The organism is Paenibacillus sp. GCM10023252 (assembly GCF_042653305.1).
GTDB lineage: Bacteria > Bacillota > Bacilli > Paenibacillales > Paenibacillaceae > Pristimantibacillus.
Genome location: NZ_JBHSHW010000029.1, coordinates 242,731 through 269,006, shown reverse-complemented (window position 1 = coordinate 269,006; position 26,276 = coordinate 242,731). Strand labels below are relative to the sequence as shown.

Genomic DNA, 26,276 nt, shown 5'->3' with positions numbered 1-26,276 from the left:
GGTTTTTTCTTGCCGCAGAGGACGGCGACAGCCGTTGCTGCTCGGTATATAATGCAGCTGAGGGGGACTATAGCCATGGAAATGAGAGGCATGATGGGGGGATTCTACCGAATCTCTGAGTGGATTATGCGGCTTTCTGTAACGAATGTCTTATGGATTATTTGCTCTATTCCTTTTTGGTTTTTCTCGATTGTCCTTCTGCAGGCCAGTACACCAGGCGAGGTATACGCAGCCTTCCTGCCAATGGCAATCGTTGCGCCATTCACGCTGTTCCCGGCTACGGGAGCCATGTACACCGTTGCCCGCAAGTGGGTTATGGGGGAAGTAGACGTTCCGCTTTTGAAAACGTTTTTTCGAGGCTATAAGGAGAACTACAAGCAAAGCATGCTTGGCGGTATCCTTTATACGATCCTCATAGGGATATTGGCTGTTGACTTCTATGTGTATCAAAAAGAAATCAATCTTCTGTCCTATGTATTCATTGCTCTTATTGCCTTGTTGTTCGTATCCATGTTCAACTATTTCTCGATGATGGTGCATTACCATATGAAGACGCTCCAGCTGCTTAAGAATGCCATTCTGCTAACAATCGGCAAGCCGTTCCGTTCTATATCGGCCGCTATTATGGCAGGAGCTGTCGTATTCTTCAGCACAAGGTTCACATTCCTCATTCCTTTCTTCATGATGGCGGTCATCGCCTACCTGACCTTCTGGAACTTCTACATGATCTATCAGAAGCTCCAGGAACAGGCAGAGAGAGCGAAGCAGGAAGCGGACAATGCAGAGAGCTCAGAAGATCTGGAGATGCTGGACACGGAAGGATCTTCCAACAAATAACAGCACCACTCACGTTTACTTTTATGTCGAATGCGTCTATAATAAGCAATACATCCTGCGATGTTCGTTTTTAGCTCTTCGTTGTTTTGAACCAATGGCTGTTTCACGGGAGACCTAGATCGGAACGCGGCTGACATGCCCTCTAAAGGGGACCTCAAAAACGTTTCTGCGGACACCCACCTGCGAGAGCGGGTTCAGAAACATGTGAGCTGGACGGCATTCGCGGGTTCTATATTGTTTATGACGAAGAACTCTGATTAGCTTAGTCTGTCAGAGCTCTTTTTTCATGGAGATAATAGTGTTATCATAGGAATGTATACTTACATAGAATGGCCGGAAGGGGAGATTGTTGTTGTTGAAGCGGACCTTAATCGGGCTGCTGCGCAGTCAGGAACAGACAGGCGACAAAGCCAAGGATCCATCGTTGAAATCCCGTTTCTACAAGCTATCGAAGGAGAAGGCGTGGGACGAGGTAGTATCCACACTAAAAAAAATGCAGGGCTATAAGGTGCTGCATGAGGTGCCTTCCGTCGGAGAGATTGTGCTTGAGAAGAGAACGGCGCTTGGACGTACGATGGATATTACGGTGTCCGTTATAAGTGTAGGTCCTGTTACTTCAGCAGTCGATGTCTATTCAGCCTCAAGAGGCTCCTTCGGGGATTTGGGATCAAATTATAGAGTGATTCTCGATATTTATCGGACATTGGACAAGAAGCTGGCTGCAGTTAGAGCATAAGCCGTCATCACGCAAACAAAGCGAGGAAGGATATCCTTCACTCGCTTTGTTTATGATTAGAAGACTACAGAAGTTCCTTAACCGCAGCGATAGCCGCTTCATAGTTCGGGTGTTCCGTCATTTCCTTCAGGTACTCCACATATTGAATTTGATTATTCGCATCAAGGACGAAGATTGAACGCATATCGAGTGCAATCTCCTTAATGAAGACCCCATACGCTTGTCCGAAGGCACGAGTTTTGTAATCGGAGAGCAGAACGACTTGATCAACTCCAGCAGCTCCACACCAGCGAGCTTGGGCGAACGGAAGGTCTACACTTACGGTAATAATAACAATATTGTCACCCAGTTTGCTCGCTTCTTCATTGAAGCGACGAGTTTGCGCATCGCATACGCCGGTATCAACAGAAGGCACGACGCTGATCAGCTTCACCTTACCCGCGTAATCCTTCAGGGATACTGTATCAACCAGTGATTTGTTCAGCTCGAAGTCTGGCGCTGCATCACCTTTTTTCAGTTCTGGACCGATAAGGGTAATAGGGTTGCCCTTCAATGTTGCAATTCCTGTGCGCTCTTGAGACATATGTATTCGTCCTCCTCATATGGATATAGTCATTACCTGCTTCATTATAATCGTTTGCTGTCTGTATTGTCCAATCCATGGAAGGAGGATCATGTAATGATATTTTTAAGATATGAGAGCTTCCGCGGTTATCTGAGGTCGTACCCGGTTACCTCCATACTAATTGGATTGAACCTCTTATATTACCTGTTTGTAGCAAGCATGGGTTCTACATTGGATGGAGAGCATTTGTATCGAAGCGGTGCATTCTATACCGTGGAGAATACAGATCCATTCGGCTTAGAAGAGCCGTGGAGATATATGACTTCTCTATTCCTGCATTCGGGATTCGAGCATCTATTTTATAATTTGTTCGCCCTTCTCGTCTTTGCTCCACCGCTTGAGCGCTTGCTTGGCAGGTTGAGATACAGTGTGTTCTACCTGCTCTGCGGTGTGCTTGCTAATGCGTTCAGTGCAATGTGCTACCTTGCTCTCGAGGATGGCAACTTGCTGTCCGTAGGAGCGTCTGGAGCCATATACGGGGTGTATGGCGCTTTCCTCTACCTAGCACTGCTTCGCAAGAGCTGGCTTGATGAGGGCTCGCGCAAGACGGTTTATATTATTCTTGGCTTCGGGGTGGTCTATTCCATTTTATCTCCTGGCATTAACCTGTGGGCTCACTTGGGCGGAGCTCTTGCTGGATTCTTATTATTCCTGCTTCTATGCCGTAAGGTGACATGGAATCGGAGATAGCTGTGCACAAATAAATCGACTAGATATAGGGGAGATCTTTTACCATTATGGAACTTAGGCAGCTCTATTATTTTGTAAAGGTGGCCCGCAAAGAGCATGTGACGCAAGCGGCAGAGGAGCTTCATGTGGCGCAGTCTGCAGTAAGCAGGCAGATCCATCAGTTAGAAGAAGAACTGGGAGTGAAGCTGTTCCTGCAGAAGGGGCGTAATCTTCAGCTGACTCCCGTCGGCCAGTTGTTCCTTAAGCGGGCTGAAGTGATTCTAGCCGATCTGGAGAGAGCGGTAATTGAGATCCATGAGTTTCTCGATCCTGATAAAGGGGAGATAAGGCTCGGCTTCCCGCACAGTCTCGGGATTTCATTAATACCGCAAGTCGTCGCTGCCTTCCGTAAGCAGCATCCGAATGTAAGGTTCCGATTCAAGCAGGGCATGTATCCAACTTTGCTTAGAGATATGGTGAAGGGCGAGATTGACCTTGCCTTCATCTCTCCATTGCCGGACGAGCATGACTTCGTGTGTGGGGAAGTTCTGCTGACCGAGGAGTTGTATGCGATTCTCCCGTTCAATCATGAACTAGCGGGAGAGACGATTATAGACCTTAATCAGCTGAAGGATGATCACTTTGTCATGTTCAGCGAAGGCTATTCATTGCGGCCGATTGTGTGGGATGCGTGCTTGGAGGCAGGCTTCACTCCGAAGATTGGGTTCGAGGGAGAAGAGACCGATACGATTCGAGGGCTCGTCGCTGCAGGCATGGGAGTGAGCTTGCTGCCAGAGATGGCGCTGGATCACGCAGGACCGCTCCAGCCGGCCAAGGTTAGAATTCGCAATCCTAAGGTTAACCGTACGATTGGACTTATTCATCGATCGAATGAGAAGCTGAACTTAGTCGCTAAGGTGTTCCATAGCTTCTTGATTGACTATTTTGCGAACCGTCCCAAGTGATCATTAGTGGATTAACAAAAATGGCTATCCGATATTGACCTTCAGGTCGTGTCGGATAGCCATTGTTCATGTTAGGCAGTCTTAATCGTCGCTTCTCGATGAGAAGATCATAATGTACTTGAGCAGCTCCAGCAAGGAGATGAGCGCTGCTGCAACATAAGTTAACGCAGCTGCATTAAGCACCTTCGCGACCCCTCGTTCTTCTTCATTCGAGATGAAGCCCTCTGCCACCATTAGGTCTCTGGCGCGGCTTGATGCATTGAATTCTACAGGCAATGTAATGAGCTGGAACGCTACTGCCGCAGAGAAGAATATAATTCCCAAGCCGATCAGGTTAAGTGCATTGAATAGGAAGCCGGCAATTAGCAAGAAGGGAGCGATGCCGGAGACGATATTCACGACTGGGAAGATCCGGTGGCGAAGCACGAGCATTGGATAATGTACGCTGTGTTGAATGGCATGACCTACTTCATGGCACGCGACGGAGATGGCAGAGATGGAATTCTCATAGTAGACGGGCTCTGACAATCTTACGACGCGATGAATCGGATCATAATGGTCCGTCAATCGGCCTCGTACCGGCTCAATCGGAACATCGTGAAGACCGTTGGAATCGAGCATTCGTCTTGCTGCCTCGTATCCGGTCAGTCCGCTCATGGTTCTAACCTCTGACCACTTGTTGAAGGTGCCCTTCACGCGGAATTGCGCCCAGATCGAGAGGATGAACGCGATAATAATTAGAATGTCCATAGGGTGAAAGAACATGTTAGGTTTCCCTCCAATTATAATGTAGTGAATATATACGTCGTTACATGAGAGGGCCCTTGTTAATTAGGATCATCAAGGCTTCAATGCAGGCAGCGGTCTGTGGCATAAGCCGGGTGTAGAGATGATTGGCTTGCCTAGGCTTGAGCTTCTTAATGACGGGCTCGAGCTCCTTGACCTCCCGCTCCAATTGGCTTAGATGCAGCTGCAGGTCAGTTAATCTGCGAGATACCTGTTCCTCTGGTGTAACCTTGCTCCAGCTGTCCAGATTAGCCTTAATCTCATCCAACGTATATTTATCTTTTTTCAACTGTTCAATACGCTGCAGCCGCTCCAAAGTTTCGTCATTGTATAATCGGTAATTCTTGTCTGAACGGGCAGCGGGTGCAATAAGGCCTAAGGAAGTATAGTAATCAATTGTCCGTGCGCTTACTTCGGCCAGTCCCGCCAGCTCTCCTATACGATACATCGGCCTATCCCCAATTCCTCCACCTGCTTTCTCTTCACAATCTTTACATCTAAATAAGCAACCCTATTAATATGATAATAGCAAGCAACCATACAGTCAAACGTGTTACATAAGCATGTATTCAGACCTATCAATCTAGTTGAAGTATGGTAAAAAGACGAAGAAAATGAAGGGAAGTTGGTTCATTCGACATCGTATTTGTGAAAAAACTTAACATTCGTATCGTTTCTGTACACGAACGTTAGATTTTTTTCGCAAAATAGAAGAAAGGTTATTGTCAAACTGAGTACTTCTGACTATAATGACATTAAGTCTTTCCTCACATGTTAGGAAACATCACATTTAGGGAGTGGTCGTAATGGTTAAGAAATTGATGTTAAGTCTGAGTGCAATGCTGATGTTGTTCCCAGCAATGGCGTTCGCAGATGATCCGTCTGCTGGAACACTCAACATGGGTCTGAACGCAATCTGGATCATGGTTGCCTTCGTACTCGTGCTGCTCATGCAAGGCGGCTTCATCCTGCTAGAGACGGGATCCACCCGAATGAAGAATGCAGGTCATGTAGCCGGTAAGACAATCTTCACTGTAGCACTTGGTACATTAGTGTATTGGGCAGTAGGTTATGGCTTCTCCTTCGGTACTGATAACGCAGATACGACTCTAGCTAAGTTCATCGGCATCGGCGACTTCTTCTTCAATCCAGACATAGCAGCCGCTGAAGGGGCTGGCTATCCTACAACGATCTTCTTCTTATTCCAATTAGCCTTCGCAACGATCTCATTATCCATCGCTTGGGGCGGATTCGCAGAGCGCGCTAAGCTGTCCTCATACTTAATCTTCACCATCTTCTTCACCGCTATCATCTATCCTGTCATTGCTCACTGGATCTGGGGCGGCGGCTGGCTCGCTAAGGATGGAGCACAAGACTATGCGGGTTCGACTGTCGTTCACTTAACAGGTGCTCTAGCAGCCTTCGCTGCAACTGTCCTCCTGAAGCCGCGTATCGGCAAGTTCAACAAGGACGGCTCCGCCAATGAGATTCAAGGCCACAACCAAGTGTTCAGCGCATTGTCTGTACTACTGCTGTGGGTGGGTTGGTTCGGCTTCAATGCAGGAAGCGCACTTGGAGTGGGTGATGGATTCTTCGGCTATGTAGCATTCAACACGATGCTTGGCGCCGGTGCCGGTGGTGTAGCTGCCCTTCTTATCTCATGGGCTGTACTAGGCAAGGCAGATATTACAACAATGCTGAACGGTACACTAGCTGGTCTAGTTGCAATCACAGCGTCCTGTGCATTCGTAGAACCATGGGCTGCTGTAGTTATCGGTCTAGTAGCAGGTGTTCTCGTATTCTTCAGCGCTAAGTTCTTCGAGAAGATCAAGGTTGACGATCCTATCTATGCGATGTCCGTACACGGTGCTGCAGGCGTGTGGGGCACACTGGCTAACGGTATCTTCGCGACACAAGCACTAGCTGAGAAGGTAGCCATCGGCCAAGGCGGTCTAATTGATACAGGCAGCTGGCATCAGCTATGGGTTCAATTCGAGAGCGTAGTCGTATGCGGTGCTTATGCACTTGGTGCCTCCTTCCTAATCCTTGGTGTAATGAAGCTGGTCATGGGCTTCCGTGTTACGGAAGAACAAGAGATTATCGGTCTTGACCTGAGTGAGCATGGCGCATACGGCTATCCAGAGCAAATGAAAAAAGCCGGCCAAAACCTTCAAGCTTAAACGCTTCATGCATATTGATTGAGGGGAGAGGACGCGAGTATGGGGGATCCGGTACGTGTGCAGCTACTTAAGCAGATTGGCGCCGCCGATCATGCCGAAGGCTTGCGCAGCTTGCGGGATCAGATGCACGAGCGAATGGAAGCTCTCCTGGGATCACGTCCTGTCGAACAATTCAATGAACAGCTAAACGAGGCGCATGACGCAATTATCAAGCGTACGATACGACTCGCAGAAGCAGAAATGGCACGGTTGGGGAAGGGTTCTCCCCCCGTGCCTTATGCTTATGTATTGTTCGGCAGCGGCGGTCGATTAGAGCAGACCTTATCGAGCGATCAAGACAGCGGACTTATCTATGATGATTCCGAATCATCTGTGCAAGCTGAAGACATTAAGACTTATTATTATGAGCTGTCAGAGCTCATCGTTCAGTACTTGCAGATTGTCGGCTACCCGCCTTGTGAAGGCAATGTACTAAGCAGTAATCCCGAATGGTGTATGTCCGTAACGGATTGGACAACGAAGCTGGACAGCTGGTTCGATGATCCCGTATGGGAGGCCGTGCGCTATCTGCTCATCGTTGCGGATGGACGCTGTGTCTATGGAGAGGCATCCTTACTCATTCTCCTGAAGGATCATTATTATGGCGACATGCTCAATCATCCGATTATTGTGAAGCGCATGCTGGACAACACGATGCGCCACAAGGTGCTCATAGGTGTGTTCGGACAGCTGCTGAAGGAGCAGTACGGCGAAGATGCTGGCAGCTTGGATATTAAGTATGGCGCTTATATTCCTATGGTGAATGCCGTTCGATTGCTGGCGATTCAGAGCGGAATGAGGGAGACCTCTACACTCGACCGTATTGAATCCTTGAAGCGTGCCGGTAAGATTACTGCAGAGGAAGCCGCTTCATACGTGCATGCCTTCCGCTTCTTCTTGAGGCTGAGGCTAATGACGACCGAACGTTATGATGGGAAGCTATATGCGAACAACGGTAAGCTGCATAGTCACAACATGAGCAAGGAAATGATTGATGAACTGAAGAGCGGTCTCCGCGTCGGCAAGAAGCTGCAGCGCAAGATCTATAAGCAGACGATCGGAAGGCTCTAGGTAAGGCGGTGATAGCTATTGAAGGAACAAAAGGGAGTAGGGCGGATGTGGAGTCTATATAAGATGGGTGGCTTCACTCCGGCCATTGCATCGATGTTAGGTTCACAGAATGCTCAACAGATGGCCTTCATCCGCTCGGTGAATAAGGAGCAGCGCAAGCAATCTATGCTGGATACGCCGCTGCAAGAGTTGGAAGTTGTCGTCTTCGACCTGGAGACTACAGGCTTTTACCCCTCGAATGGAGACGAGATTATCTCGTTCGGCGCGGTTGTGCTTCGCGGCGCAGAGCTGCAAGAAGAGAAGACCTTCTACAGCTTAGTTAATCCGAAGCGGAGAATACCTAAGCATATCGTAGAGCTAACGGGCATTACGAATGATATGGTCGAAGATGCGCCGGACCTTATGCAGGTGCTTCATGACTTTATGGAATTCATTGGCAAGCGGCTGCTCGTGGCCCATGCTTCTGGGCATGATAAGCAATTCCTTAACGCGGCCTTATGGAGGACATCCAAGGTCAATCTGAACCATCGTGTGCTGGATACGATTCTAATTGCCAAGTGGCTGCAGCCCAAGCGAGGTTCATATGGCCTGGATGAGCTGCTGGAGGAGAATGGCATTCCGATTACGACGCGGCATCATGCCCTTGAAGATTCTATAATGACGGCTAAGCTATGGCAGACCTACATTCATCTCATCCTTGAACGCAATATTACCACTCTAGGTGACTTATACGCGTATCTTAGCAAGCATTAGAGGAATAAGACCATTCCTCGTACTAATCTGGTAGCAGGATAATGAAGGGTTATTAAGCTCTGTGAGCGACACAATCCAATAGGAACAACCATCCATAGGAAGCGCGCCTCTCAGATCTGCTGGGGAGGGTTTTGCAGCAGTCGCAGGATGGGAATGATACATGCCGACAATGGTTTGTCGGTTTTTTTGTATGCGGTAATACACTTCAATCCATTCGGCTGGATCGAAGCTGAAGTGACGCTGGCGATGAGGTGAGGCATTCTGAATTGGGATGACATCGGTAATAAGCGGTCCATTCCTTGCATCTTGAACGAGCACTCCGCAAGCTTCATCTGGATAAGCTTGCTGGCAAGCTGTAATCAGCTTCTTATAGGCATGTTCTGTAATGGCTGCAGCAGCCTGGTTCATTGGTTGCTCATTCATCTGCGCTAATCCCTCCTAATATAAGTATACGAGATAGGGACAGGCTGAGCGAGCAGAATTAGACGTGAGTCAATGGAATAGTCATAGCCTAATCCACTATGACTGCTTGAGCTGGTCTGCAGGATGAATGAGCTGACGCACGAGTACGAAGGCTGAAGCCGATAGCAGGACTACGACACTGAACAATACAAGCACCGACACATCTCCCAGCCAGCTGAATAACGGTGGACCGAGAGCCACTCCGAAGAAGCGTAAGGAGCTATATAAGGAAGTAATCATCCCTCGCTGAGCTCGTTCCACGGAGCTCGTAATTAACGTATTCAGACAGGGAAGCAATAGTCCTGTTCCGACGCTGCTGAACGTCAACAGTCCAATGAGCAGAGGCATGATACGATAGCTGAATGCTGCCCCAGTTAAGGTTATCGTCATGATAGCCAGTCCAACAAGCATAAGGGTACGCATCATTCTGCCATTGTTCTTAATGGAACGTCCGGTGAGTAAGGCTGTAATGACAAGGCCTAACAGTGGAATGGCCAGCAGCCCTCCCTTAGCGACACCGTCAATGGAATAGGGGGCCTTCTCCAACGTGTCAGACAAGTAGAACAGCACCCCGAACAGGATGAATAAGCCAAGCGCGCCGGAAGCGAATGCAGGCAGCAGCCACCTGCCATTGTCTCGGAACACCCCTCTAATTCCTTGAAGGTATTCGGGCAGAGGCACCTTCTTCTTATCATCCTTAGGCTCCTTAATTAGGAAGAGTACAGCAAGCAGGGAAGCCGCGCAGAATATAGGGAAAGCGAAGAAGGGCGCATACCATATGATTAACGCAAGCAAGGACCCAAGGATAGGGCTAATGACCTTGCCGAAGCCGTTCGAAGCTTCAATTAATCCTAGCGCTTCACTGGCCTCACTCTTATATATATCTCCGACCAAGGCCATAGCAATGGGGGAGGTTCCTGCTGCAGCGAGCCCTTGTAGAGCTCTGGAGGCAATAAGAATCGGGTAGGAATGCCATAGGGCTCCGAAGCCGGCAAGCACGCCAGCCGCTCCGTACACTGCCAGGGAAGGGATGATAATGAACTTACGCTTGTAGCGATCGGACAAATAACCTGTAATAGGTATGAAAAGGCCGGCGGCAACCGAAAATATCGTAATAACCAAGCTAGCCTGAAGCTCGCTAAGCTTCATCTGCTTCGCCATATCGGGAAGGATGGGAACAAGCATAGAGTTGCCTAGTACGAGAACGAGGGGAACAGAGGCGAAGGCGGCATATTGAAGCCCCTTGCTCTTGGAATCAGTTGCTGATTGCTTGCGGTCTGCTGCCATTCAGATTCGTCCCCTTCATTAATCGTGACGGTTTCATGGCTAATGTGCCCAGCTGCTTGAGCATCCATTCTCCTCATGGTAACATGTAAGGCACATTCACAATGACGCGAACAGCAGTAGAAGGGATGACTTACCTATGAACCGCGCAGTTTCTTTTCTAATCGTAGCTGTATTGCTTGCAGGGCTGGGAGTGTACCAATATATGGCGCGCGACTCTGCTTCAGCTACGACTGCCTCTGCAGACTTCAAGCCGAAGCCTGGCAGCACCGTAGCTGCTCAACAGCTTCCTGGGCTTGATGAACAGACTTATTCAATAGGCGGCAAGCAATCGAAGCTGACCTTCGTCAACTTCTGGGCTTCCTGGTGCGGCCCTTGCGAGCTTGAAGCACCGGACCTTCAGGAGCTGCACCTGAAGTACGGGGATAGAATGCAGCTGCTTGGGCTCAACGCTACAAGCTATGACAAGGAGCGCTCCGCGAGAGAATTTGTGAAGGAGCATGAATTCACATTCCCGATTCTGATGGACCGCGAAGGGGCAATGACGAAGAAGTTCAAGGTGAATAATTTTCCAACGAGCTTCCTTATTGATGAGAATGGCATGATTCGCGAACGGGTGAATGGCGTCATTACGATCGAGGAATGGGAGCGCCTCATCGAGAAGTGGCTGTAGAGGAGCGGCTCTGGCTGTACGGTTCCACATATTGTTACTTGCGAAGGGGTCGGCTGCTCGGCTATAGTGTAGCTTGGACGTTCACACATGAATTGAATAAGTAACCCTCATCATTACGATTCGATGAGGTAGAGGTCGCGGGCTTGATGAGTATTCCGGGTGAGGTGTTAGAGACACCATGGATAACGGAGGAAAGGCAATACCGCCGAAGCATTCCGTTCTTCTCTTGGACGGATGGCTGGGGCTGCATACGATAAGGTGCAGAACTGTCACATGGGCTTAAGGCTCGTGTGTTGAGCTATCTTCATGGAAGGTATATGGTGTTGATTGATGAGAAGCCGCCTTGGAAGATTAGATTCCTGGCGGTTTCTTTTTTTTATATGGCTATTAACCTTACATTATTAGGAGTGTACGAACATCATGTCATCACACAACGATCATTCTATCTACCGCAGCAAGCCTGATGCAGGGGCTGCACAACAGAGCGTCCTTCGAAGAGGGCTGAAGGCACGTCATCTGTCTATGATTGCAATCGGCGGATCCATTGGAACAGGATTGTTCCTGGCAAGCGGAGGGGCAATTCATTCGGCGGGTCCCGGCGGGGCTCTAATCGGCTATCTGGCTATCGGCATTATGGTCTACTTCTTAATGACTTCCTTGGGAGAGATGGCAGCTAAGATGCCCGTGTCGGGCTCCTTCAGCACCTATGCCTCCAGATTCGTCGATCCGTCGTTAGGCTTCGCTCTAGGGTGGAATTACTGGTATAACTGGGCAATTACGATTGCGGCTGAGCTTGTCGCAGCTACGCTGCTCATCAAGTTCTGGCTGCCAGACAGCCCGTCTATCCTATGGAGTGCCTTATTCCTGCTGCTGATGCTCGGACTCAACCTCTTATCCGTTAAGGGCTATGGAGAGTCGGAATTCTGGTTCTCCATGATTAAGGTCATCACAGTTATTGTGTTCCTAGGGGTCGGCTTGCTCATGATTATGGGGGTATTCACGGGAGATGCGGTTGGCTTCCAGAACTTCACGATTGACGGCGGACCGATTCATGGCGGGTTCTGGGCGGTTCTCGGCGTGTTCATGGCAGCTGGATTCTCATTCCAGGGGACTGAGCTCGTAGGCATTGCAGCAGGGGAGAGCGAGAACCCGCAGAAGACGGTCCCTCAAGCAATCAAGCAAGTATTCTGGCGCATCCTGCTATTCTATATTCTCGCCATCCTCGTTATAGGTCTGCTCATTCCTTATACGAATGAGAATCTGGCGAGCGACAGCATCCTGATGAGCCCGTTCACCCTCGTGTTCGAGAAGGCAGGACTTGCCTTCGCAGCATCCGTCATGAATGCCGTCATCCTCACATCCGTGCTGTCTGCAGGCAACTCTGGCATGTATGCCTCTACCCGCATGCTGTGGGTGCTGGCGAAGGAGGGCAAGGCCCCTAAGCTATTCGCCAAGCTGAACAAGAGGGGAGTTCCTATCCATGCGCTGATGCTGACAGCAGCGATCGGCATGCTTGCCTTCTTCGCATCGCTGTATGGGGACGGACAGGTGTATATCTGGCTGCTTAGCGCATCGGGCATGACTGGCTTCATCGCCTGGCTGGGCATTGCCATTAGCCATTACCGGTTCCGCAAGGCCTATATGATTCAAGGCAACGCGCTGAGCGATCTTCCGTATCGTGCGAAGTGGTATCCGTTCGGCCCCATCTTCGCAATCATTGTCTGTCTGATCGTTATCGTTGGTCAAGGCTACGGCATCTTCACAGCGGATAGCTTGAACTGGGAGAGCCTGATAGCCACCTACTTGGGTGTACCGGTCTTCCTTGTCATCTGGCTTGGGTACAAGATTACGAAGCGGACGAAGGTTGTCGATCTGAAGGACTGCAAGTTCGAAGAAGAATAGGCGGCACATAACAAAAAGTCGTGGATCCAGTTGCAGCTGGGTCCACGACTTTTTAAGTTAACTAATCATCTCTATTAATGGTTCACGAGTCCTAATCGCTCGAGCGGATCAGAAGGAAGGGAGTCTATCTTAGCGGTGCCAAGAAGGGCATAACGAATAGAATCAACTAGTGCTTCCCAGCTCGCTTCGATCACATTGCTGGATACTCCGACCGTACTCCACGTATTATCCCTATTGGATGATTCCACGAGCACGCGAACCTTCGCGGCCGTCGTATCCTTCTCATCAATGACTCTAACCTTATAATCCGTAAGATGAATATTCTCGATGTTCGGATAGAACTGGACGAGCGCCTTGCGCAGCGCGTTGTCGAGCGCATTGACCGGGCCGTTCCCTTCCGCAGCCGTATATACTTGCTGGCCGCCGACATGAATCTTGACAATGGCTTCCGTAATTAAGCCATGAACGGTCTTCTCAACCAGCATCTTGAAGGATTCGACCCGGAACACTTCCTTCGGCTCTTCCCCGAACGCTTCGCGCAGCAGCAGCTCCATGGAAGCGTCCGCCCCTTCGAACTGGTAGCCCTGATGCTCAAGATCCTTAATTCGATCCATAATCGCCTTCGTCTTGTCGTTATTCGCGTTCACATCTAGTCCAAGCGCCTGAGCCTTGGATATGATGTTGCTCTGACCAGCAAGCTCAGATACGAGTATTCTCTGCTTGTTGCCAACCAGCTCCGGCTGAATGTGCTCATACGTCTTCGAATCCTTCATAATCGCGGAGACGTGAATGCCGCCCTTGTGTGCGAACGCTGCATTGCCGACATAAGGCTGACCGACCGGCATGTTCACATTCGCAATCTCACTGACGTACCTTGCTGTACTCGTCAGGGAGCGGAGCTGCTCCTCCTGCAGACAAGGATAATTCATCTTGAGCTGAAGGGTGGGAATAATGGAGCAGAGGTTGGCGTTCCCGCACCGCTCGCCGTAACCGTTAATGGTACCTTGAATCTGGCGGGCACCTGCCTGTACCGCGGCCAGAGCATTCGCAACCGCAAGCTCACAGTCATTGTGCGTATGGATGCCGATCTCTACGCTTAGCTCTCTGCGGACGAGGGAGACGATCTCGTGAATCTCTCCAGGCAAGGTCCCGCCGTTCGTATCACAGAGCACCAGCCAGTCTGCTCCGGCTTCCTGTGCCTTGCGAAGGACAGCGAGCGCATATTCGGGATTGTTCTTGTAGCCGTCGAAGAAGTGCTCGGCATCGAACAGCGCTTCCACCTGATTGTGCTTCAGATAAGCGATAGAATCGTAGATCATGGAGAGGTTCTCTTCAAGTGTCGTTCCGAGCGCGGTATGTACGTGGAAGTCCCATGACTTACCGACCAGCGTAGCGGCAGGAACGCCGGATTCAACAATACGGAGCAGACTTGAATCTTGCTCAGCCAGTGAGTTCTTGCGCCGAGTGCTTCCGAAGGCGGTAATCTTAGCAGATAGATTCAAGGACTTCACCCGTTGGAAAAATTCAATATCCTTGTTGTTACTGCCAGGATTGCCGCCTTCAATATAATGAACGCCTAGAGCGTCGAGCTTCTGCGCAATTTTCAGCTTATCGTCTGCTGAGAGGGAGATTCCTTCGCCTTGTGTGCCGTCACGCAGCGTCGTATCAAAGATCGAGATGTTCGTAGTCATTATCGGGAAGCCTCCTCATCAATTCCTGCATCCAAACAATCATAATTTCCTATTATAACACTTGTAGCTAGGATTGTAGAGAGCGGGATGCCAATTTTTTTGGGCGAGCAATAGGCTCAGGTTGACCGCCGATAGGGGGTCGGGTATGCTGAGGGGGTCAGGACGACACCCTCGTACACATTAGGTGGTGAACAAGCATGAGTCAGTCTACTGAATATTATCCGGCTAGAGGCCGAGTTATTCTTCATATTGATATGAATGCCTTCTATTGTTCGGTTCATGAGGCAGAGGAGCCTGAGCTGTACAAGGGCAAGCCGACTGCAGTAGCAGGCAGTACGGAGCTCCGCAAGGGCATTATCGTCACATGCTCTTACGTTGCGCGGAGGCTGGGCATCAAGACAGGCATGACCGTTCGGGAAGCGACCCGGATCTGTCCTGGATTGCTCCTGATTCGGCCGGACTTCCATCTGTATCGCAAGTATTCCCGCGGATTCATGGACATCGCAAGGCAATATACCCCGCTCGTGGAAGCGACCTCGATCGATGAGTGCTACATGGATATAACCGGTTCGAAAATATTCGGAACGCCTCTGGATATCGCAGCCGTCTTGCAGGAGAGAGTGCTGTCCGAGCTGCTGCTTCCTTGCTCCATCGGCGTTGGGCCGAACAAGCTGCTCGCGAAGATGGCTTCTGATATGCATAAGCCAAGCGGGCTCACGGTGCTGCGCATCCGGGATGTTCCGCAGCTGCTATGGCCTAAGCCTTGCGACCAATTGTTCGGTATCGGCCGCAAGACAGCCGAGAAGCTGAAGCGACTCAATATCCAGACGATAGGCCAGCTTGCAGCGGCAGAGGAGCCACTCCTGCTGAAGCAGTTCGGCGTCATGGGAACTTGGATGAAGAAGGCGGCGCATGGCATAGACCACTCCCCCGTTAATGGAGGCCACGAGCCGAACAAGTCTATCGGACATACAACTACACTCCCTGCCGACGTTACAGAGCGGGATGCCGCCTATCGGGTGCTGCTGAATCTTGCGGACCAGACCGGCCGCAGGCTCAGGCATCAGAAGCTCATGGCTCGGGTCGTTCAGATTACAATCCGGCGTCCGGATATGACGACGTATTCACGCTCTCATACGTTCAGAGCGCCGACCGATTCGGCCGATCAGATCTATCAGGAAGCCTGCCGACTGTTCGACAAGCACTGGCATGCTGGGGATCCGGTCAGGCTGCTGGGCATTACGCTGCAGAGCCTCACGCTGAAGGAAGAGACAGCGGTGCAGCTCGACCTCTTCAGCTATGAAGAGCAGCCGCGCAAGGAGGCGCTCACGAAGGCAATGGATCTGCTAAGAGACAAGTTCGGTGAAGACGCCGTTCTAACGGCAGGCATGCTTGGCGACGATCCTTCGACCTTAATTAGGAATAAGAGAATTCGCGGGACATCCTTGCAAAAGGATGATGATTTGTTATATATTGATGAATGAAGGTTTACAATAAAGGTAGAGCAAGTCACTGCTTGCTGTACTTGGGGAGTTATACTTCTACTTCATAAGGGGAGGGAAATCCATGGGTAAGTTCACGTATGTAGACAAAGACACTTGCATCGCGTGCGGAGCATGCGGAGCAACAGCTCCAGATATCTATGACTACGATGATGAAGGCTTGGCTGAAGTAATCTTCGATGGCGACGGCAATCTAGGCGTCAAGGAAATTCCTGAGAATCTGTTCGACGATCTACAGGATGCTTGCGACGGTTGTCCGACTGATTCAATTAAGATTGCAGACGTGCCGTTCAACTAATAAGAGCACACCTAAGAGCCTTCCTTCTATGCAGCTGCATAGAAGGGAGGCTCTTCAACTATGTCTTCCTGACCGATAATGTGAATAGAACGGATTCATAAGGAGGCGGAGACATGGAGACACCCCATGAGAATCTATACCTCAAGCAATATGTGAAGAGGCATCCGGATAACCAGATGGCCTGGTATCTGCTCGGCAAGCAGTATGTGGCGCTTAATAAGGAAGCGAAGGCGAACTACTGCTTCCTGCAGGCAGGTGAAGTCTATGAAGCCTTCGAACAGAAGCGTCATCCGCTTGCCGGTGAGCCGGAAGTGCTCGTACGGGCTTGGGCAAGACGACAGCGCCATAGAAGGCTGGCTTCGAGAGCAGCGGGGCTTGCCTTGGTACTCTTATTGATCGTCCTGTGGGGACCCTCCTTCACGAATACACCTGGCAGTAAGGATGAGGTTATGACAGCCGAGCAGGGGGAGGGTTGGAAGCAGACTGGGGTGTGGCTCCTCCCATACGGGCAGACTCGTCCAATCGGAGAAGCTTGGCAGGCCATCCTCTCTGCTCCTGATCAGCCGGTATGGTCCATTGCTGTGAGGCTGGAGGAAGAGGAGGGCTGGCGGAAGTGGACAGGAAGGACTAGGGTACTGATGTCGGCCAGGAGAACGAATGAGGGCGGAGTCTTCACCTTGAAGATGTATGATGAGAAGCTGTGCCATTGCCAGCCTTCCGATGCAAGGAGCGCATATGAGGCCGTACAGAAGTGGAGCAGAGAGCAAGAGGATAGGCTCACCCTTAGCAGTGCTATCTATCAATATCACAGTCTATACGGCCGTTGGCCGGTTAAGCTGGGGGATCTCATGAAGAGCTATCCGCTGAATGTGATGGCGGGTGAAGCACCAGGCATGCAGGCTATGTTCGCCACTGTCCTGCAGCAGATGAAGCTGAGGGAGGATGCGCAAGCCGGTACCGGCGGGAAGGCGGGACAAGAGCAGCCAGGCAGCAGCGCTGCTTCGCAGATCTCAGAGCACTACCTGACTGGGCCGCTTGCTATTATCGTCGATAAGGATACGCACAGGCTGGCTGTCGTCAGCGGTGATATTATCATTCGGAGCTATCCGGTTGGTCTTGGCGGGGATCGCACGCCCGAGGGCAAGTTCCGCATCAGTGAGAAGGTGAAGAATCCGAATGGAACGGATGAAGGGCCTTACGGGAGCAGAGGAATGACACTGTCGAACAGTCTCTATGCCATTCACGGCACAGATGAACCGGATAGCATCGGAGAGGACAACTCCAAGGGCTGCGTTCGGATGCTGCGAGAGGACTTGGAGGAGCTATACGATATCGTGCCTCTTGGAACAGAGGTAAGGATCAGGAACGGGACGCTCCCTTCCGATTCAGGTGCATCAGCGAAGAGGTTCAAGCTGGAGCCTAGGCGGACAGAGAGCAATCCCGGTAAGTTATATCGCTGGTTAACTTAATCATTATATATCGTTATTGATTAATGATGAGAAGTGCTGAGATCGCAATAATGATAACACCAGCGATAGAGCCGATCCAGATTAATGCTTTTTTGTTGACTTCGTCTTTAGGTTTTGTTTTCCGAGCGGGAGGCATGCGTTTGGCAGTGCTCACGGGCGATCAACCTTTCTTCACAATAGAGTTGGAATAGTCACATTGTAACCGTTTACCCAGCCTCCTGCAAGTATGAGAAGCTCTTCCCCTCGGGGCAGGGCTCTTTTCTTTTTGCGTCAAAAAAGATACACTGTTCGATAGAACTAACACGTAGAACGGAGTGTGTCACTTGCTTTATACCTCATTACTCAAGCCGCTGCTATTCCAAATGGATCCGGAGAAGGCTCATCATCTGGTCATAGACGGCTTACATACGGCAGGACGGATTCCGGGAATGACCGGTATGCTTCATTCCTTGTACGGAGTGAACGAATCCCCTGAGCTTCAGATGAATCTGTTCGGCCTGTCCTTCCCGCATCCGATTGGACTTGCTGCAGGTCTAGATAAGAATGGAGTCGCCGCAGACGGCTTCTCCTCGATCGGATTCGGCTTCGCCGAGGTAGGGACGGTAACCCCAGTCGGACAAGCGGGCAACGAGCTCCCCCGGCTGTTCCGTCTTCCGCCGGATGAAGCGCTCATTAATCGAATGGGCTTCAATAACCAGGGGGCTGAACAGATGGCGGCGAAGCTGGCTCAGCGACGCATTCGCCGCATTCCGATTGCAGTCAACATTGGGAAGAACAAGACGACGCCTAATGAGCTGGCACATGAGGATTACCAGGCTTGCATTCGGCAGCTGTATACGCACGGTGACTTCTTCGTCGTCAACATCTCCTCGCCGAATACGCCGGATCTGCGCGCCTTGCAGCATGGAGATGAATTAAGAACGCTCCTACATGCCGTGAAGGAAGAGATGGCTGTACAAGCTGCCAAGCAGGGCAGAGGCGAGCCAGTCAAGCCCGTGCTTGTGAAGATTGCACCGGACATGACGGATGCACAACTTGAGCTTACGGTTCATACGATACAAGAGAGCGGCGTATCTGGCATCATTGCGACGAATACTACGCTCTCTCGGACAGGCTTAACCCACAGTCATGCCGGTGAAGCGGGTGGACTTAGCGGCAAGCCTCTCCGGGAGCGCTCGACAGACGTTATTCGTGCGATCTATCAACAGACGGGTGGAACTCTTCCAATTATTGGTTCTGGAGGTATTTTCACAGCTGAAGACGCATACGATAAAATCCGCGCAGGAGCATCGCTCGTGGAGATCTATACGGCATTAATCTATAAGGGACCTGGCGTCCTAAGAGAAATGACAGCAGGGCTGAAGCAGCTGCTGCAACGAGACGGATACCGCAATCTGACGGAGGCGGTAGGGGCAGATCACCGATGAATGGAACAGGAGGCGGCCGGATGGACGGTAGAGATTGGAACCTATTCCTCCAACCCTATGAACAAGCGGTTGAGGAACTGAAGGTGAAGCTGAAGACGCTGAGAGTCGAGCTGAAGATGAGAGAAGCATATGCTCCTATAGAGTTCGTTACCGGCCGGGTGAAGAAGGTGTCCAGCGTGCTGGAGAAGGCTAAGCGCTTGAACGTGCCCCCTGATCAGCTCGAGACAGGTATTGAAGACATTGCCGGAATTCGCATTATGTGTCAGTTCGTGGATGATATACACCGGGTAGCCGGACTCATTCGTACGCGCAAGGATCTGTCGCTCGTCTATGAGAAGGATTACATTACGAACTACAAGGACAGCGGCTACCGCAGCTACCATATGATCGTGGAATATCCGGTGCAGACCGCGCTGGGACAGAAGAACGTGCTGGCTGAGATTCAGATTCGTACACTTGCGATGAACTTCTGGGCGACCATCGAGCATTCCCTTAACTATAAGTATAAGGAGAGCCTGCCTGATGAGGTGAGAGAGCGGCTGAAGAAGGCGGCAGAAGCGGCGTTCCAGCTGGATACGGAGATGTCCTCGATCCGGCATGAGATTCTGGATGCACAGGTGGACTTCGAGGAACGCTCGAATGTCGTATCCAAGGTGCTTGGAGATATACAGGACCTGTACTTCTACCACCGCATCAGGGAAGCGGCGCAATTCCAATTGAAGTTCAACGAGCTATGGGAGAAGGAAGACCTGTTCGGCCTGAAGCAGCTGTCAAGTGAGATACAGAATGCTATTCATAGAGCGAAGAAGAGCGGGCAGTCCTAGATGGCTGCCCTTTCGTATTGATCTCAATGAGCAATACGTCAGCTGCATGCATCGCAAGGGGAGGAGACCATCATGGCGATAGATCTGCCAGATAGATTCGTAGAGAAGATGAGGCAGCTGCTGGGGGAGGAGTTCGATGCCTTCATGGCGTCCTATGAGGCGCCGCGCGTATACGGACTTCGGGTGAACGGGCTGAAGCTGAGTGCGGAGGAGTGGCAGGCACTCTCCCCAATAGCCGAAGGAGCGGAGCCTATTCCGTGGGCAGCGGAGGGGCTCTATTATGATGAGGGGCATCGCCCAGGCAAGCATCCGCATTATCATGCGGGTCTCTATTATGTGCAGGAGCCGAGCGCCATGGCTCCGGTTGAACTGCTGGACGTGCAGCCTGGACATCGTGTCCTCGATCTGTGTGCGGCGCCGGGCGGCAAGTCCACTCAGATTGCAGCGAAGCTGCAAGGGAGCGGTGTGCTCGTCTCGAATGACAATGCGAGGGAGCGTACGAAGGCGCTCGCCAAGAACATTGAGCTCGCCGGCGTGCGCAATGCCATCGTGCTGAACGATGAGCCTGTCAAGTTGGCTGAGGTGTTCGACGACTGGTTCGACCGAATTCTCATCGATGCCCCTTGCTCAGGGGAAGGGATGTTCCGCAAGGACGACTCGATGATTGCCCAGTGGGAGAAGCATTCCGTTCAGAAGTGCTCCGCCATGCAGCGAGATATTCTTGACCACGCTGCTTCGATGCTCGCTCCTGGAGGAATCCTTGTCTATTCCACCTGCACGTTCTCCCCTGAGGAGAATGAGGAGCAGATCGCCAGATTCCTTGAACGTAACACGGACTATCGCGTAGTGCCGATTCCGCTGCGACAGGGCTGGAGAGCTGGGAAGCCGGAATGGGCATCTTCGTTAGAGCCCGGCGAGGGGCGGGACAGTGTGGCTGGGACGGTTCGAATATGGCCGCATCTGGTCAAGGGAGAAGGCCATTATGCAGCGGTGCTGACGAGAAGCGGCGGGGAGAGCAGTAAGCAGAGCAGCAAGCAGAGCGGCCCGGATCTGCCCCCTGCAGCTTCGAAGCCTCATCCGCAGTACGAGCTTGCTCTTCGGCAGCTGGCAGAAGGGACGCTGCCTGCATCTGCCCTGCAGCCTGAGCGCAGCAAGCGTCCGGACAATCGCCGTGACAGAGGTGCCCGGATGGAGGAGCGAGGCCGCCAAGCTGTGCTATCCGCGCAGCAAGCGGTGGATCCGATGCGGAGCTGGGCTCTTTTTGCCGAGAGGACGATACGAGGGGCTGTGAACTGGCAAGGGCAATATATGAGCTATGGCTCACGTCTGTATCTGCAGCCTGGCGACGTCCCGCCGCTCGATGGGCTTCATGTTGTTCGGGCAGGCTGGTATCTCGGAGAGGTGAAGCCGAACCGGTTCGACCCCTCGGGGGCGCTTGCCTTAGGTCTGCGGCGTGAGGAGGCGCTTCGCTCCCTCGACTTGTTCTCAAGGGATCAAGACACGCTGAAGTATCTGAAGGGAGATACCTTGTTCACCCATGGAACGCCTTGGGAGGAGCAAGGGAAGCCGGCTAAGGGCCATGTGCTGGTATGCACGGACGGGTATCCGATAGGCTGGGGCAAGATAGATGGAGCGATTGTGAAGAATGAGCTTCCTGCCGGATGGAGGTTATTATAATGGTGCAGAAGACGAACAGGATGAGATTGGACAAGCTGCTGGCCCATACCGGGTATGGGACGAGGAGTGAGATTAAGAAGGCGGTGAAGCAAGGACGGGTTACCGTGAATGGGGAGCTGGCCAAGGACAGCGGTCTGACGCTCGATCCCTTCGCGGCGGAGGTGACCTATGACGGGGAGAGAGTATCCTACCGGGATACCATCTACTTGTTAATGAACAAGCCTCCGGGCGTCATCTCGGCAACGGAGGACAGCCGCGATCGGACAGTCATTGACTTGCTGGAGCCGCAGGACCGTCTCCTTGAGCCGTTCCCGGTAGGACGTCTGGACAAGGATACGGTTGGTCTGCTCTTGCTCACGAATGATGGCCAGCTGGCTCATGACCTGCTCTCTCCTCGCAAGCATGTCCCGAAGACGTATGAGGCGCTCGTGCTAGGCAAGGTGGATGAGGAGGATGTGAAGGCCTTCTCGCTGGGTGTGACGCTGGATGACGGTTATGTGACCATGCCAGGCAGGCTCGTGCTTGTAAGCTATGAAGAGGGAGTTAGGCAGGCTGGAGATGCAGAAGCTGGGGACGTGCTGTCGAGAATTCAGCTTACGATCATGGAGGGCAAGTTCCACCAGGTGAAGCGAATGTTCGCAGCCGTTGGCAAAAAAGTCATCTACCTGCAGCGAATTGCGATGGGTCCACTCACATTGGATGAAGGGCTAGAGGAAGGCAGCTATCGCGAGCTGACCGAAGCGGAGCTCGAATCGCTCCGCAATCGCTGAGGAGCAACTGGGAGAGCGATTATCTGGCTGCTTGAATGGAAAGAAGGGGAAAGGAGTCGATGCGTATGAATTATGACTTGATTGCACTTGATGTGGACGGAACACTGCTGAGCGACCATCATGTATTAACGCAGCGGACGAGGGATGCCGTCCGTGAAGCGGCTGAGAGAGGCGCGGAGATCGTGCTGTGTACCGGAAGGGGACCTGGCAGTGCGCTTCCTGTGCTCGAGCAGCTGGGGCTTAGCGGGACGCTCATTACCCATAACGGAGCAGCGACGATAGATGCGGCCAGCCGGTCCATCCTTCATCAATATGAAGTAGCGGCTGAGCAGCTGGATGCCTTCATCAGCTACAGCCGAGTGAAGCGGGTTCACTTCGACGTGAACACCGCCTTCGAGATGCTTGTGGAGGGAATGACAGCTGAGGCGAAGGAGATGTATGAACGTTTCCTGATTAGGCCTGAGCTTCGCCTGCAGCATGATCCACTGCCAACGGGACTGGTGAAGTTCACTGTATTCGGCAGCAAGGAAGATATGGATGACGTGGAGCAGGACTGGGGGAGGTTAACCTCGTCGCTTAGCACCATTCGGAGTGGTGACTTCTTCATCGATGTGCAGCATCCGGATGCGAGCAAGGGCAAGGCGCTCGAGCAGCTGGTGCGGCTGCGTGGCTTGAACCCTCAGCGAGTGATGGCGATCGGGAACTATTACAATGATATCTCCATGCTGCAATATGCTGGGACAGGCATCGCTATGGGCAACTCACCGGACCTCGTGAAGGAATCGGCGCAATATGTTAGTCTGTCGAACGAAGAGGATGGCGTGGAGCATGCTCTGCGTGAATATGCATTTGCCTAGAGTCCAGGCGGCCGCAGCCATGACGAAGAACCGCCGAGAGCTCTCGGCGGTTCTTCGTTGTTGTATGCTGTCAAGATGTTAGATAGGGATTAGTACCAGATTCCTTTGGTGATGATAACCAGAAGAATGAAAAGTACAAGGATAAAGCCTACCGATGAGTACCCACCGTAACCTCCATGAACGCCGGACATGCAAATTCCTCCTAGAAAGGTATTTTTTCCGGCACCGGGCTGTTATAACTAAACCATATGTCCCGCCGCTCGGTATACAGTATAGTATGTGAAACGACCATATTCGATTGGACAGTTATCACGGTTTATGTATATTTGGGCATCTGCCATGGCTGAAGCATAAGCGAATCGTGATCATTATCTGCCGGTCAAGTGTCCGGTAGAGATAGATAACGGCTTATTCCACCGAAGGAGCATTTTGCCGATACTCATTTGGGGTAATGCCATTGTACTTCTTGAACACCTTGTAGAAGTAGGTGCTGTTGTTGTAGCCGGTTTTTTGTGAAATGTCCTCGATCGACAGGTTGGTTCCCGTCAGCATTTCTTTTGCCCTCTCCATCCTGTATTCATTCAGATAGTCAGGGACAGACTTCATCGTCATTTTCTTGAAAATGCGGCCTAGATAAGCCGGTGACATATCAATGGATTCCGAAATTTTGTATAGGGAAAGCTCGGGATCAGAGAAATCGTTCTGAATAATGCCATCAATTGTTACGATGAGATGATCGTGCTTGCTGCTCTTGCGGTCTCTCATGCCGATAGCAATGGCATCAATCATCTCTGAGAAACGGGCAATCGTATCCTGAAGCGTCTCTTGTTGATGCAGCTGAAAGATAAAGGAATGGAAATCATATTTAAAGGAAGATCCGCTGGACTTCTCCATAGTCATAGCTGTTGTACAGAGTGTATAGGCAAGCTGGCTAAAGAACATATTGTAGACCAGATAAGTAGGATTCTTGAGGGAAGCAGACATATCAACAATTAGTTGTTTGGCTTCTTCTGCTTTTCCCAGCTTAATGACTTCAATCAGAGACTTTTCCTGAATTGAAGGATAATGAAAAGGGTCCCCCGATTGAGTGTTTTCTGGACTGCTATAGAGGATACTGCCGTAGCCACTAATAAATTTTTTCTCCATCAATTGTTGCGCTTCCTCATACAGTTCGTGTAGGATGGCAAGACTGTCGCCGGTTTCGCTGACAAAAATCGACACAGATAGCTGGAGATGATGCATTGCAGCTTCCTGTATCTCCTTTAATACTCCGTCCAACATACTACGGTCTGCTTGCAGAGGCTTTAAGTGACCATTTAATATAACGGTAATAGTTCGCTCATCCATTTCCACACATTCACTAACAGCAATTCCTTGAAGACATTCCGTAGCAATATTCATCACAGCGTATTTCAATAGGCTGCGATCCTTATAATTGAATTTATTACTGAAATCCTGATAGCGGTCTATGCTGATGAGCAGAATTATAAACTCGGTGTTAGCATTGAACTGAATATTGTACTCCTTCAGCTTGCCTTCAATATCATGAGTCTTCTCTTCTCCCAAATTGTGCACTAATCTACTCAAGTAGTTTTGCTTCAGCTTGAACTGATTGTCGCGTTTTTCCTTAGCGAGCAGATTCATATTTGAGAGCATGCTTTCGATAGGCTTGTAAAGTGATCTGGATAAGGATCTGGAGACAGCAAGACCAATGATTAGGATAATCATGCATACAAGAAGGACGTTGAATTTCATGGAATCGATTTGCTTCATAATTCCATCGTAAGGAAGGACACGCAGAAAAATCCAGTTGGAGGGATCGTATTTGGAATAGATGACAAGGGATTTGACGCCATCTACTTCCTGAACCATATAGCCGGAATTGTCATTTGCGTTAAGTACTTTCTTCATATAAGACTCTTTACTCAGGTTTGTCATAAAGGAATACTTATCTGTGCTCGTTACCAAGGTACCGCTGTCGTCAACAATAAAAGTGCTGCCCTGACCGTTTATATCCAAATTTCGAATGGTGTCCTTCATCCATCTTTCAGAAATATTAAGCATAATGACATGGTCGAGATTACTGGACATGCCCGGTAGATCGTAAAACATAAACGTGTAAGCGTTAGCAAAGTTGCCTTCTTGCCCGGAAACCTGTACCGGAATTTTTCTTGGTATAGGTGTGAGTCGTTTATAATTTTTGAACTGATTGATTAGCTGAACGGCCTCCTTGTCATAGAACAACTCCTTCTGGTAGACACTCGTGGCTGTATCCGGCAGCGTATAAAACGAATTCGCGTTTTTGTTGTAGATATAAATTGAATAGAAGAAATAGTTCATATTTAAGTAGGTGTTCAAGCGAGTCAGAGAATAATTAATATCGTTTGGCGTAGGCTTTTCATAATAAAGAAGCTTGTCGAATTGAGGGTCAGAATAAATTTGCACCGCGTAATTTGTTGCCGAAGTCATCATCGCCTTGGCGCTGTAGCTGGATTGAGACAAGCTGTTTTTCTCGGATGCATATATATTGGACAGCGTTATTTTCTCGAAATTCATATATAGAATCAAGGACAGTGAAACCATAGTCACGATAATACAAATGGTCAATGAAAGAAAGATGTTGGCATAGAGCTTATTTGTCTGTCTGGTTCCCTTGATCTGTATCATTCCATAAAGCTCCTTTCAAGATGTGAAGCAGTGTCTATAATGTAGCAACACTATATCATACTCCCTATTAATGTGGAACAGCTGTAGCCGGTAAGGCCTGTATTTATAGGAA

Annotated in this window: 25 protein-coding genes, 1 other RNA gene and 1 riboswitch; of the genes, 18 read left to right on the top strand and 8 right to left on the bottom strand. The window is 50.6% G+C overall.

The genetic code is table 11. The annotated features are described in order from the left end of the window. Positions 1-75 precede the first annotated feature (75 nt). The 3 genes from ACFO9Q_RS17550 (at position 76) to ACFO9Q_RS17540 (ending at position 1,573) form a co-directional block, all read left to right on the top strand. Positions 76-837, top strand: a complete 762-nt coding sequence (locus tag ACFO9Q_RS17550; protein WP_379184414.1) for a YesL family protein — start codon at positions 76-78, stop codon at positions 835-837. 49 nt (positions 838-886) lie between these two features. Next, a non-coding RNA gene (gene ssrS / locus ACFO9Q_RS17545) (6S RNA) lies at positions 887-1,070 on the top strand. A 119-nt stretch (positions 1,071-1,189) separates the two neighbouring features. Then, complete coding sequence (locus tag ACFO9Q_RS17540) at positions 1,190-1,573, top strand: DUF1499 domain-containing protein (RefSeq protein ID WP_379184412.1); 384 nt, start codon at positions 1,190-1,192, stop codon at positions 1,571-1,573. A 64-nt stretch (positions 1,574-1,637) separates the two neighbouring features. Here the strand turns inward: ACFO9Q_RS17540 and tpx are convergent, their stop codons facing one another. Beyond that, positions 1,638-2,156, bottom strand: coding sequence for a thiol peroxidase (tpx, locus tag ACFO9Q_RS17535; RefSeq protein ID WP_379184410.1), 519 nt, complete (start codon positions 2,154-2,156; stop codon positions 1,638-1,640). 96 nt (positions 2,157-2,252) lie between these two features. On the opposite strand from tpx, the gene ACFO9Q_RS17530 reads away from it, so the two are divergent. Together ACFO9Q_RS17530 and ACFO9Q_RS17525 are read left to right on the top strand one after the other, a co-directional pair. Next, positions 2,253-2,888, top strand: coding sequence for a rhomboid family intramembrane serine protease (locus tag ACFO9Q_RS17530; RefSeq protein WP_379184408.1), 636 nt, complete (start codon positions 2,253-2,255; stop codon positions 2,886-2,888). A gap of 47 nt (positions 2,889-2,935) precedes the next feature. Then, entirely contained in the window at positions 2,936-3,832 is an 897-nt protein-coding gene (locus ACFO9Q_RS17525; RefSeq protein ID WP_379184406.1) for a LysR family transcriptional regulator, read from the top strand. An 81-nt stretch (positions 3,833-3,913) separates the two neighbouring features. On the opposite strand, the gene ACFO9Q_RS17520 is transcribed toward ACFO9Q_RS17525, so the two are convergent. Beyond that, positions 3,914-4,597, bottom strand: a complete 684-nt coding sequence (locus ACFO9Q_RS17520) for a zinc metallopeptidase (protein ID WP_379184404.1) — start codon at positions 4,595-4,597, stop codon at positions 3,914-3,916. Positions 4,598-4,640: 43 nt separating this feature from the next. Beyond that, complete coding sequence (locus tag ACFO9Q_RS17515) at positions 4,641-5,066, bottom strand: MerR family transcriptional regulator (protein ID WP_379184402.1); 426 nt, start codon at positions 5,064-5,066, stop codon at positions 4,641-4,643. A gap of 358 nt (positions 5,067-5,424) precedes the next feature. Here ACFO9Q_RS17515 and ACFO9Q_RS17510 point away from each other — a divergent pair, with 358 nt between their 5' ends. The 3 genes from ACFO9Q_RS17510 to ACFO9Q_RS17500 are packed head-to-tail and all read left to right on the top strand — an operon-like array spanning position 5,425 to position 8,661. Beyond that, positions 5,425-6,798: an ammonium transporter gene (locus tag ACFO9Q_RS17510; protein ID WP_379184400.1), complete on the top strand. Its 1,374-nt coding sequence runs from the start codon at positions 5,425-5,427 to the stop codon at positions 6,796-6,798. 39 nt (positions 6,799-6,837) lie between these two features. After that, entirely contained in the window at positions 6,838-7,908 is a 1,071-nt protein-coding gene (locus tag ACFO9Q_RS17505; RefSeq protein ID WP_379184398.1) for a DUF294 nucleotidyltransferase-like domain-containing protein, read from the top strand. 18 nt (positions 7,909-7,926) lie between these two features. Next, positions 7,927-8,661, top strand: a complete 735-nt coding sequence (locus ACFO9Q_RS17500; RefSeq protein WP_379184396.1) for a 3'-5' exonuclease — start codon at positions 7,927-7,929, stop codon at positions 8,659-8,661. Here the strand turns inward: ACFO9Q_RS17500 and ACFO9Q_RS17495 are convergent. Together ACFO9Q_RS17495 and ACFO9Q_RS17490 are read right to left on the bottom strand one after the other, a co-directional pair. Then, positions 8,635-9,084 (bottom strand): Mov34/MPN/PAD-1 family protein, encoded by a 450-nt coding sequence (locus ACFO9Q_RS17495; protein ID WP_379184394.1) that lies wholly within the window; start codon positions 9,082-9,084, stop codon positions 8,635-8,637. The two genes, ACFO9Q_RS17500 and ACFO9Q_RS17495, sit on opposite strands and share 27 nt — an antisense overlap. Before the next feature lie 96 nt (positions 9,085-9,180). Further along, positions 9,181-10,410 (bottom strand): MFS transporter, encoded by a 1,230-nt coding sequence (locus ACFO9Q_RS17490; RefSeq protein WP_379184392.1) that lies wholly within the window; start codon positions 10,408-10,410, stop codon positions 9,181-9,183. A gap of 136 nt (positions 10,411-10,546) precedes the next feature. On the opposite strand from ACFO9Q_RS17490, the gene ACFO9Q_RS17485 reads away from it, so the two are divergent. Continuing rightward, a complete protein-coding gene (locus ACFO9Q_RS17485; protein ID WP_379184390.1) occupies positions 10,547-11,080 on the top strand; it encodes a TlpA family protein disulfide reductase in 534 nt (177 codons plus the stop codon). A gap of 121 nt (positions 11,081-11,201) precedes the next feature. Continuing rightward, a riboswitch (Lysine riboswitch) is annotated at positions 11,202-11,389 on the top strand. Positions 11,390-11,602: 213 nt separating this feature from the next. Continuing rightward, a complete protein-coding gene (locus ACFO9Q_RS17480; protein ID WP_379184608.1) occupies positions 11,603-12,982 on the top strand; it encodes an amino acid permease in 1,380 nt (459 codons plus the stop codon). Positions 12,983-13,056: 74 nt separating this feature from the next. Here ACFO9Q_RS17480 and cimA read toward each other — a convergent pair whose 3' ends face one another. Then, positions 13,057-14,673 carry a citramalate synthase gene (gene cimA / locus ACFO9Q_RS17475; protein ID WP_379184388.1) on the bottom strand — a complete coding sequence of 539 codons (1,617 nt, stop codon included), beginning with the start codon at positions 14,671-14,673 and terminating at the stop codon, positions 13,057-13,059. Between the two features lie 197 nt (positions 14,674-14,870). Here cimA and ACFO9Q_RS17470 point away from each other — a divergent pair, with 197 nt between their 5' ends. From ACFO9Q_RS17470 to ACFO9Q_RS17435, 8 genes are all read left to right on the top strand, one after another. Beyond that, positions 14,871-16,157 (top strand): DNA polymerase IV, encoded by a 1,287-nt coding sequence (locus tag ACFO9Q_RS17470; RefSeq protein WP_379184386.1) that lies wholly within the window; start codon positions 14,871-14,873, stop codon positions 16,155-16,157. Positions 16,158-16,239: 82 nt separating this feature from the next. Beyond that, positions 16,240-16,473 carry a ferredoxin gene (locus tag ACFO9Q_RS17465; RefSeq protein ID WP_379184384.1) on the top strand — a complete coding sequence of 78 codons (234 nt, stop codon included), beginning with the start codon at positions 16,240-16,242 and terminating at the stop codon, positions 16,471-16,473. Between the two features lie 113 nt (positions 16,474-16,586). Next, complete coding sequence (locus ACFO9Q_RS17460; RefSeq protein ID WP_379184382.1) at positions 16,587-17,942, top strand: L,D-transpeptidase; 1,356 nt, start codon at positions 16,587-16,589, stop codon at positions 17,940-17,942. A 323-nt stretch (positions 17,943-18,265) separates the two neighbouring features. Continuing rightward, positions 18,266-19,369 carry a quinone-dependent dihydroorotate dehydrogenase gene (locus tag ACFO9Q_RS17455; protein WP_379184380.1) on the top strand — a complete coding sequence of 368 codons (1,104 nt, stop codon included), beginning with the start codon at positions 18,266-18,268 and terminating at the stop codon, positions 19,367-19,369. A gap of 20 nt (positions 19,370-19,389) precedes the next feature. Continuing rightward, positions 19,390-20,193, top strand: a complete 804-nt coding sequence (locus ACFO9Q_RS17450) for a GTP pyrophosphokinase (RefSeq protein ID WP_379184605.1) — start codon at positions 19,390-19,392, stop codon at positions 20,191-20,193. Between the two features lie 72 nt (positions 20,194-20,265). After that, positions 20,266-21,870, top strand: a complete 1,605-nt coding sequence (locus tag ACFO9Q_RS17445) for an RsmB/NOP family class I SAM-dependent RNA methyltransferase (protein ID WP_379184378.1) — start codon at positions 20,266-20,268, stop codon at positions 21,868-21,870. Continuing rightward, the gene (locus ACFO9Q_RS17440) at positions 21,870-22,640 is read left to right on the top strand and encodes a pseudouridine synthase (protein WP_379184376.1); all 771 of its coding nucleotides are present in this window, start codon (positions 21,870-21,872) and stop codon (positions 22,638-22,640) included. Before ACFO9Q_RS17445 ends, ACFO9Q_RS17440 begins: the two co-directional genes overlap by 1 nt. 65 nt (positions 22,641-22,705) lie before the next feature. Further along, complete coding sequence (locus ACFO9Q_RS17435; RefSeq protein ID WP_379184374.1) at positions 22,706-23,497, top strand: Cof-type HAD-IIB family hydrolase; 792 nt, start codon at positions 22,706-22,708, stop codon at positions 23,495-23,497. A gap of 89 nt (positions 23,498-23,586) precedes the next feature. Here the strand turns inward: ACFO9Q_RS17435 and ACFO9Q_RS17430 are convergent, their stop codons facing one another. Further along, a complete protein-coding gene (locus tag ACFO9Q_RS17430) occupies positions 23,587-23,688 on the bottom strand; it encodes a YjcZ family sporulation protein (protein ID WP_379184372.1) in 102 nt (33 codons plus the stop codon). Between the two features lie 217 nt (positions 23,689-23,905). Beyond that, positions 23,906-26,164 carry an AraC family transcriptional regulator gene (locus ACFO9Q_RS17425; protein ID WP_379184370.1) on the bottom strand — a complete coding sequence of 753 codons (2,259 nt, stop codon included), beginning with the start codon at positions 26,162-26,164 and terminating at the stop codon, positions 23,906-23,908. Positions 26,165-26,276: the final 112 nt, after the last annotated feature.

What these genes read in the sequence shown, in the direction of transcription:
- ACFO9Q_RS17480 (WP_379184608.1), top strand. Translation starts at nt 11,603, where the DNA reads ATGATTGCAATCGGCGGATCCATTGGAACAGGATTGTTCCTGGCAAGC.
- ACFO9Q_RS17450 (WP_379184605.1), top strand. Translation starts at nt 19,390, where the DNA reads ATGGACGGTAGAGATTGGAACCTATTCCTCCAACCCTATGAACAAGCG.
- ACFO9Q_RS17485 (WP_379184390.1), top strand. Translation starts at nt 10,547, where the DNA reads ATGAACCGCGCAGTTTCTTTTCTAATCGTAGCTGTATTGCTTGCAGGG.
- ACFO9Q_RS17505 (WP_379184398.1), top strand. Translation starts at nt 6,838, where the DNA reads ATGGGGGATCCGGTACGTGTGCAGCTACTTAAGCAGATTGGCGCCGCC.
- ACFO9Q_RS17430 (WP_379184372.1), bottom strand. Translation starts at nt 23,688, where the DNA reads ATGTCCGGCGTTCATGGAGGTTACGGTGGGTACTCATCGGTAGGCTTT.
- ACFO9Q_RS17465 (WP_379184384.1), top strand. Translation starts at nt 16,240, where the DNA reads ATGGGTAAGTTCACGTATGTAGACAAAGACACTTGCATCGCGTGCGGA.
- ACFO9Q_RS17520 (WP_379184404.1), bottom strand. Translation starts at nt 4,597, where the DNA reads ATGTTCTTTCACCCTATGGACATTCTAATTATTATCGCGTTCATCCTC.
- ACFO9Q_RS17525 (WP_379184406.1), top strand. Translation starts at nt 2,936, where the DNA reads ATGGAACTTAGGCAGCTCTATTATTTTGTAAAGGTGGCCCGCAAAGAG.
- ACFO9Q_RS17530 (WP_379184408.1), top strand. Translation starts at nt 2,253, where the DNA reads ATGATATTTTTAAGATATGAGAGCTTCCGCGGTTATCTGAGGTCGTAC.
- ACFO9Q_RS17440 (WP_379184376.1), top strand. Translation starts at nt 21,870, where the DNA reads ATGGTGCAGAAGACGAACAGGATGAGATTGGACAAGCTGCTGGCCCAT.
- ACFO9Q_RS17510 (WP_379184400.1), top strand. Translation starts at nt 5,425, where the DNA reads ATGGTTAAGAAATTGATGTTAAGTCTGAGTGCAATGCTGATGTTGTTC.
- ACFO9Q_RS17445 (WP_379184378.1), top strand. Translation starts at nt 20,266, where the DNA reads ATGGCGATAGATCTGCCAGATAGATTCGTAGAGAAGATGAGGCAGCTG.
- ACFO9Q_RS17460 (WP_379184382.1), top strand. Translation starts at nt 16,587, where the DNA reads ATGGAGACACCCCATGAGAATCTATACCTCAAGCAATATGTGAAGAGG.
- ACFO9Q_RS17425 (WP_379184370.1), bottom strand. Translation starts at nt 26,164, where the DNA reads ATGATACAGATCAAGGGAACCAGACAGACAAATAAGCTCTATGCCAAC.
- cimA (WP_379184388.1), bottom strand. Translation starts at nt 14,673, where the DNA reads ATGACTACGAACATCTCGATCTTTGATACGACGCTGCGTGACGGCACA.
- ACFO9Q_RS17550 (WP_379184414.1), top strand. Translation starts at nt 76, where the DNA reads ATGGAAATGAGAGGCATGATGGGGGGATTCTACCGAATCTCTGAGTGG.
- ACFO9Q_RS17470 (WP_379184386.1), top strand. Translation starts at nt 14,871, where the DNA reads ATGAGTCAGTCTACTGAATATTATCCGGCTAGAGGCCGAGTTATTCTT.
- tpx (WP_379184410.1), bottom strand. Translation starts at nt 2,156, where the DNA reads ATGTCTCAAGAGCGCACAGGAATTGCAACATTGAAGGGCAACCCTATT.
- ACFO9Q_RS17495 (WP_379184394.1), bottom strand. Translation starts at nt 9,084, where the DNA reads ATGAATGAGCAACCAATGAACCAGGCTGCTGCAGCCATTACAGAACAT.
- ACFO9Q_RS17515 (WP_379184402.1), bottom strand. Translation starts at nt 5,066, where the DNA reads ATGTATCGTATAGGAGAGCTGGCGGGACTGGCCGAAGTAAGCGCACGG.
- ACFO9Q_RS17490 (WP_379184392.1), bottom strand. Translation starts at nt 10,410, where the DNA reads ATGGCAGCAGACCGCAAGCAATCAGCAACTGATTCCAAGAGCAAGGGG.
- ACFO9Q_RS17435 (WP_379184374.1), top strand. Translation starts at nt 22,706, where the DNA reads ATGAATTATGACTTGATTGCACTTGATGTGGACGGAACACTGCTGAGC.